The organism is Herminiimonas sp. (genome assembly GCF_030645555.1).
In the GTDB taxonomy this organism is placed as follows: domain Bacteria; phylum Pseudomonadota; class Gammaproteobacteria; order Burkholderiales; family Burkholderiaceae_D; genus Oxalicibacterium.
This window is the reverse complement of record NZ_JAUSME010000021.1, coordinates 1-6,703: the sequence shown is the minus strand read 5'-3', so window position 1 is coordinate 6,703 and position 6,703 is coordinate 1. Positions and strand designations below refer to the sequence as shown.

The following is a 6,703-nucleotide window of genomic DNA, read 5'->3' as shown; positions in this document are numbered from 1 at the left end:
GCTGGTAATAGGAGAATATCAATGAGTATGAGCGATCCTATCGCCGATATGCTGACCCGTATCCGCAATGCGCAAGTTGTGCAAAAAACGTCGGTGGCAATGCCATCGTCGAAAGTCAAAATTGCCATCGCCAACGTCCTGCGTGACGAGGGTTACATTGAAGACTACGCCGTGACAGAAGCTGCTGGTAAGGCAGAACTGAAAATCGGTTTGAAATATTATGCCGGTCGTCCCGTCATTGAGCGCTTGGAGCGCGTATCCCGTCCAGGATTGCGCGTCTACAAGGGCAAAGACGAAATTCCAAACGTCATGAACGGTTTGGGTGTGGCGATTGTGTCGACACCAAAAGGTGTCATGACTGACCGCAAAGCGCGCGCAACCGGTGTCGGTGGCGAAGTTATTTGCTACGTCGCCTAAGGAGTGCAAGATGTCACGTGTAGGTAAAATGCCAATTGCACTGCCTAGTGGCGCGGAAGCGACCATTACTGCAGCGCAAATCACAGTAAAAGGCCCGTTGGGTTCGCTGTCACAGTCCTTGAATGGCCTGGTACAGATCGAGAACAACAGCGGTACGCTGAATTTTAAAGCCGCCAACGACAGCCGCGAAGCAAATGCGATGTCCGGTACCTTGCGCGCATTGGTCAATAACATGGTCAATGGCGTAACCAAAGGCTTTGAAAAGAAATTGACGCTGGTTGGCGTTGGTTACCGTGCGGCAGCGCAGGGTGACAAGCTGAACCTTTCGTTGGGTTTCTCGCATCCGGTCGTGCACCAGATGCCAGCGGGCGTGAAGGTTGAAACGCCGACGCAAACCGAGATCCTGATCAAAGGCATCGACCGCCAGCAAGTTGGTCAAGTGGCTGCTGAAGTCCGCGCATACCGCAGTCCTGAGCCTTACAAAGGCAAGGGCGTTCGTTATTCGGACGAAGTGGTTGTGATTAAAGAAACCAAGAAGAAGTAAGGGTTGACGATGGATAAGAAACAATCACGTCTGCGCCGCGGACGCCAAACTCGAGCAAAGATTGCCGAGTTGAAGGTGGTTCGCCTGGCAGTGCATCGTACCAATTTGCACATCTACGCCAGCATCATCGGACCGGATGCCAAGATTTTGGCCTCGGCTTCGACACTCGAAGCGGAAGTGCGCCTCGAGTTGGCTGGCCAATCCGGCAAAGGTGGTAATACCGCCGCTGCAGCATTGGTAGGCAAGCGCGTTGCAGAAAAAGCACTGAAAGCAGGAATCGCCGAAGTTGCGTTTGATCGCTCCGGTTTCCGTTATCACGGCCGCGTTAAAGCAGTAGCTGAAGCTGCGCGTGAAGCTGGTCTGAAGTTCTAAGGAAGAATCGTCATGGCAAAAATGCAATCGAAAATGCAAAGCGAGAAGCCGGACGACGGCATGCGCGAAAAAATGATCGCGGTCAACCGTGTGACCAAAGTGGTCAAGGGTGGTCGTATCATGGGTTTCGCTGCACTTGCAGTCGTTGGTGATGGCGATGGCCGCATCGGTATGGGTAAGGGCAAGTCGAAAGAAGTGCCAGTTGCCGTACAAAAAGCAATGGAAGAAGCTCGCCGTAAAATGATCAAGGTCACGTTGAAAAACGGCACCTTGCAACATATGGTTACCGGTAAGCATGGTGCATCGTCAGTATTGATGCTGCCAGCTAAAGAAGGTACGGGCGTTATCGCCGGCGGTCCAATGCGCGCAATTTTTGAAGTAATGGGTGTGACGAACGTGGTGGCGAAATCCACTGGTTCGACCAATCCTTACAACATGGTTCGTGCGACTCTGGAAGGCTTGGCAAAAATGAATACCGCTTCGGAAATTGCAGCCAAGCGCGGCAAGTCTGTCGAAGAAATTCTGGGCTAAGGTGAGCACAATGGCAAAGACAGTTAAAGTTACATTGGTCAAGGGTCTGATCGGCACACGCGAAACACATCGTGCTACCGTACGCGGCCTTGGCTTGCGCGGTATCAATTCGGTATCCGAATTGGAAGACACGCCGTCAGTTCGCGGCATGATTAACAAAGTATCGTACCTCGTGAAAGTAGTGTCGTAAGCTTCGGCTTGCACACGGAGAACATCATGGAATTGAATACTATTCAACCAGCAGACGGCGCCAAGCATTACAAGCGTCGCGTCGGTCGCGGTATCGGCTCCGGCCTGGGCAAGACAGCCGGCCGTGGTCACAAAGGTCAAAAATCCCGTTCAGGCGGTTTCCATAAAGTCGGTTTCGAAGGCGGTCAAATGCCTTTGCAACGTCGTTTGCCTAAGCGTGGTTTCAAATCGCTGGCAACGCCATACAAAGCAGAAGTTCGCTTGTCCGATCTGGAAGCATTGCCAGTAACGGAAATCGATATCCTGGCATTGAAACAAGCCGGCGTTATTGGTGAACTGGCACGCGTTGTTCGCGTCATCCTGTCCGGTGAGCTCACTAAAAAAGTGACACTCAAAGGCTTGATCGCGACCAAAGGCGCAAAAGCAGCGATCGAAGCCGCTGGCGGTTCAGTTGCGTAAGTTTGTAGTCTGATAACGGAGTAATAATTGGCGACTACTCCTCAGTTAGCTAAGGGCGCATCCAGTGGTTTTCCATGGGATCGCCTGTGGTTTCTGCTCGGTGCGTTGGTAGTATTCCGCATCGGCGCGCACATCCCTGTTCCGGGCATCAATCCGGACGAGTTGGCGCAGTTGTTCAAGCAAAATCAAGGTGGCATCCTGGGCATGTTCAACATGTTCTCCGGTGGCGCTTTGTCCCGCTTCACGGTTTTTGCGCTCGGCATCATGCCGTACATTTCTGCATCGATCATCATGCAATTAATGTCGGTAGTGTCGCCGCAGTTGGAAGCGTTGAAAAAAGAAGGCGAATCCGGCCGTCGCAAGATTACGCAGTACACCCGCTACGGCACATTGCTGCTGGCAACCTTCCAGGGTTTGGGTATTGCAGTTGCGCTGGAATCGCAAGCAGGTCTGGTGATAGATCCGGGCATGGCATTCCGTCTGACGACAGTGATTACGCTGGTCACAGGTACGATGTTCCTGATGTGGTTGGGCGAGCAGATTACCGAGCGTGGCCTGGGTAATGGCATCTCGATCATCATCTTTGCCGGTATCGCTGCAGGTTTGCCTAGTGCAGTTGCAGGTTTGTTTGAGCTGGTTCGTACCGGTTCGATGAATGCGCTGTCGGCAATTCTGATCTGTCTGGTTGTTGCTGCAGTGACGTATCTGGTGGTGTTCATCGAACGCGGCCAACGCAAGATCCTGGTGAACTATGCGAAGCGTCAGGTAGGTAACAAGATTTACGGTGGTCAAAGCAGTCATTTGCCACTGAAGCTGAACATGGCTGGTGTGATACCTCCGATTTTCGCTTCGTCGATCATTCTGTTCCCGGCGACGATTACGAGTTGGTTCACATCAGGCGAAACGAATAGTTCCTTTGTCCGTTTCCTGAAAGATCTCGCTGCGTCGATGGCGCCGGGTGAACCTATCCATGCCTTGCTGTATGCTGCTGCGATTATTTTCTTCTGCTTCTTCTATACCGCACTGGTATTCAACAGCAAAGAGACAGCTGATAATTTGAAAAAGAGTGGTGCGTTTGTTCCAGGCATACGTCCTGGCGATCAAACCGCTCGTTATATAGACAAGATTTTGACTCGGTTGACGTTGGCTGGCGCGGTCTACATTACGCTGGTTTGCTTGTTGCCTGAGTTCCTGATTGCCCGCTGGAAGGTCCCATTCTATTTTGGTGGTACATCCCTTCTGATTATTGTAGTGGTAACGATGGATTTCATGGCTCAGGTGCAGAATTACGTGATGTCGCAGCAATATGAATCGCTGCTGCGCAAAGCGAATTTCAAGGGCGGGAATCCGACGCGTTAAGCGCGAGGATAACGGGCAAACGAATGGCAAAAGACGACGTAATCCAAATGCAGGGGGAGATTCTAGAAAATCTCCCAAACGCGACATTTCGAGTTAAGTTGGAAAATGGGCACGTAGTGCTTGGTCATATTTCAGGAAAAATGCGCATGAACTATATACGCATTCTGCCTGGTGACAAGGTGACGGTAGAATTGACACCTTATGATCTAAGTAGGGCACGTATCGTGTTCCGTACTAAGTAACTTTAAAAACGAATCAAGAACTGTAAGAAAGAGGGCAAAAATGAAAGTGCTCGCATCAGTCAAGCGGATCTGCCGCAACTGTAAGATCATCAAGCGCAAGGGCGTCGTTCGAGTAATTTGCATCGAACCGCGTCATAAGCAGCGCCAAGGTTAATTTAACGTTATTGATTGAGGAATAACGAATGGCACGTATCGCAGGGGTAAACGTACCCAATCATCAACATACCGTAATCGGTCTGACCGCTATTTATGGTATTGGCCGCCCACGTGCGCAAAAAATTTGCGACACTACAGGTGTTCTGACCACTAAAAAGGTTAAAGATCTGGACGATAACGAGCTGGAAAAGCTGCGCGATGAAATTGCAAAATTCATCGTCGAAGGCGATCTGCGTCGTGAAATCTCGATGAATATCAAGCGCCTGATGGACTTGGGTTGCTATCGTGGTATGCGTCACCGCAAAGGCTTGCCTTGCCGTGGTCAGCGTACCCGCACTAATGCTCGTACTCGCAAGGGTCCGCGTAAGGCAGCACAATCGCTGAAGAAATAATCCAAGCACGCAGTTTTACTAGTCGTCGGATTCAAGGAAAGAATTATGGCAAAAGCACCTAATAACGCCGCAGCAGCACGTGTGCGTAAAAAAGTTAAAAAGAACGTTGCTGAAGGCATCGCGCACGTACACGCGTCTTTCAACAACACCATCATCACGATCACCGATCGCCAGGGCAATGCGCTTTCATGGGCAACGTCCGGCGGTGCCGGCTTCAAGGGTTCGCGTAAATCGACTCCGTTTGCAGCGCAGGTTGCAGCAGAAGCAGCTGGCAAGGTCGCGCTTGAATGCGGCATCAAGAATCTGGAAGTGCGTATCAAGGGCCCAGGCCCAGGTCGTGAATCGGCTGTGCGTGCGTTGAACAATCTCGGTATCAAAATTACCCAGATTCAAGACGTTACACCAGTGCCGCATAACGGTTGCCGCCCTCCTAAGCGTCGTCGTATCTAAGCATTTGTCTTAACGGTAGTTTGTTGTGCCGTAATTCGCCCGCCAAAGACCTTGGCGGGTTTTGTTCTTAAGCCCACCGTCTGATGAAGGCAGGTCAGACTAGCGCTCAATGAATTTGTTTTCGCAAGAAGATTCATTCGGGGCGTCATATATCTAAAGGAAATTCTCGTGGCACGTTATATTGGACCTAAAGCAAAACTCTCCCGTCGTGAAGGTACCGACCTTTTCCTGAAAAGCGCACGTCGTTCGCTGGACTCGAAATGCAAACTTGATTCGAAACCTGGTCAGCATGGTCGCACTTCCGGTGCTCGTACCTCCGACTACGGCAATCAATTGCGTGAGAAGCAAAAAGTAAAACGCATGTACGGCATCTTGGAACGCCAGTTCCGCCGCTACTTCGCTGAAGCAGACCGTCGCAAGGGCAACACCGGCGAAACACTGTTGAAATTGCTCGAAGCGCGTCTCGACAACGTCGTCTATCGCATGGGTTTCGGTTCGACACGTGCTGAAGGCCGTCAGTTGGTTTCGCACAAAGCGTTCACCGTCAACGGTATCGTTGTCAACATCGCTTCGTACCAGGTCAAGCCAGGCGACATCGTTGCTGTTCGTGAAAAATCGAAAAAGCAAGTGCGTATCGTTGAAGCACTGTCGCTGGCTGAACAAATCGGTATGCCAGCATGGGTATCGGTTGATGCGAAGAAAATGGAAGGTACTTTCAAGTCGCTTCCAGATCGCAGCGAAATCGCCGCAGACGTCAACGAATCGTTGATCGTCGAATTGTATTCGCGTTAATTCTGAATTCCCGGCCCACCAATTTCTGGTGGGCTTTTTTCGTCATGCCATCAGCCTTATCGGTGTAATGAGCCGAGGGTATTGAAAAGGACATTTCATGCAAAACAGTTTGTTGAAGCCACGTATTATCGAAGTCGAAGTTCTCGGCGCAGGTCACGCTAAAGTCGTGATGGAGCCGTTTGAGCGCGGCTATGGCCACACCCTGGGCAACGCACTGCGTCGCGTCCTGTTGTCTTCGATGGTTGGCTACGCGCCGACAGAAGTCACGATCGCCGGTGTTGTGCACGAATATTCATCACTCGACGGCGTGCAGGAAGACGTCGTTGATATGCTGCGGAATCTGAAGGGCGTTGTGTTCAAGTTGCACAACCGTGACGACGTCACCCTGATCCTGAAAAAGGAAGGTGAAGGCGCTGTTCTCGCATCCGATATCGAATTGCCACATGACGTAGAACTGATCAATCCGGACCACGTGATTGCTCATTTGACCGCCGGCGGCAAACTCGACATGCAGATCAAGGTCGAAAAAGGGCGTGGCTATGTGCCAGGCAACGTACGTCGCCTGTCAGAAGACACCAACAAGACCATCGGTCGTATCATTCTCGACGCATCGTTTTCGCCAGTTCGCCGCGTTTCGTACGCTGTTGAATCGGCTCGCGTTGAGCAACGTACCGATCTGGACAAACTGGTCATCAACATCGAAACCAACGGCGTGATCACACCTGAAGAAGCGATTCGTCAATCGGCCCGCGTTCTGGTTGATCAGTTGAATGTGTTTGCTGCGCTGGAAGGCACAGAAG

Annotated in this window: 13 protein-coding genes; all 13 read left to right on the top strand. The window is 51.3% G+C overall.

What is annotated here, in order from left to right:
• The first annotated feature begins 21 nt into the window (after positions 1-21).
• On the top strand, positions 22-417 hold the full coding sequence (rpsH, locus tag Q7T06_RS00755; RefSeq protein WP_304778488.1) for a 30S ribosomal protein S8: 396 nt from the start codon (positions 22-24) through the stop codon (positions 415-417).
• Between the two features lie 10 nt (positions 418-427).
• The gene (gene rplF / locus Q7T06_RS00750; protein WP_304778486.1) at positions 428-961 is read left to right on the top strand and encodes a 50S ribosomal protein L6; all 534 of its coding nucleotides are present in this window, start codon (positions 428-430) and stop codon (positions 959-961) included.
• Positions 962-970: 9 nt separating this feature from the next.
• Positions 971-1,333 (top strand): 50S ribosomal protein L18, encoded by a 363-nt coding sequence (gene rplR / locus Q7T06_RS00745; protein WP_304778483.1) that lies wholly within the window; start codon positions 971-973, stop codon positions 1,331-1,333.
• 12 nt (positions 1,334-1,345) lie between these two features.
• Complete coding sequence (rpsE, locus tag Q7T06_RS00740; RefSeq protein WP_304778480.1) at positions 1,346-1,864, top strand: 30S ribosomal protein S5; 519 nt, start codon at positions 1,346-1,348, stop codon at positions 1,862-1,864.
• Positions 1,865-1,874: 10 nt separating this feature from the next.
• On the top strand, positions 1,875-2,054 hold the full coding sequence (gene rpmD, locus Q7T06_RS00735; protein WP_304778476.1) for a 50S ribosomal protein L30: 180 nt from the start codon (positions 1,875-1,877) through the stop codon (positions 2,052-2,054).
• Between the two features lie 26 nt (positions 2,055-2,080).
• Entirely contained in the window at positions 2,081-2,512 is a 432-nt protein-coding gene (gene rplO, locus Q7T06_RS00730; protein WP_011872510.1) for a 50S ribosomal protein L15, read from the top strand.
• A gap of 27 nt (positions 2,513-2,539) precedes the next feature.
• The gene (gene secY / locus Q7T06_RS00725; RefSeq protein ID WP_304778470.1) at positions 2,540-3,871 is read left to right on the top strand and encodes a preprotein translocase subunit SecY; all 1,332 of its coding nucleotides are present in this window, start codon (positions 2,540-2,542) and stop codon (positions 3,869-3,871) included.
• Positions 3,872-3,894: 23 nt separating this feature from the next.
• Positions 3,895-4,113: a translation initiation factor IF-1 gene (gene infA / locus Q7T06_RS00720; protein WP_005663428.1), complete on the top strand. Its 219-nt coding sequence runs from the start codon at positions 3,895-3,897 to the stop codon at positions 4,111-4,113.
• Positions 4,114-4,153: 40 nt separating this feature from the next.
• Positions 4,154-4,267 (top strand): 50S ribosomal protein L36, encoded by a 114-nt coding sequence (gene rpmJ / locus Q7T06_RS00715; RefSeq protein ID WP_012081231.1) that lies wholly within the window; start codon positions 4,154-4,156, stop codon positions 4,265-4,267.
• A 28-nt stretch (positions 4,268-4,295) separates the two neighbouring features.
• Positions 4,296-4,661, top strand: a complete 366-nt coding sequence (rpsM, locus tag Q7T06_RS00710; protein WP_112990612.1) for a 30S ribosomal protein S13 — start codon at positions 4,296-4,298, stop codon at positions 4,659-4,661.
• Positions 4,662-4,706: 45 nt separating this feature from the next.
• Entirely contained in the window at positions 4,707-5,111 is a 405-nt protein-coding gene (rpsK, locus tag Q7T06_RS00705) for a 30S ribosomal protein S11 (protein WP_304778460.1), read from the top strand.
• Positions 5,112-5,279: 168 nt separating this feature from the next.
• Positions 5,280-5,903 (top strand): 30S ribosomal protein S4, encoded by a 624-nt coding sequence (rpsD, locus tag Q7T06_RS00700; RefSeq protein ID WP_304778455.1) that lies wholly within the window; start codon positions 5,280-5,282, stop codon positions 5,901-5,903.
• Positions 5,904-6,000: 97 nt separating this feature from the next.
• On the top strand, positions 6,001-6,703 hold a 703-nt coding region (gene rpoA / locus Q7T06_RS00695), incomplete at its 3' end, for a DNA-directed RNA polymerase subunit alpha (RefSeq protein ID WP_304778450.1).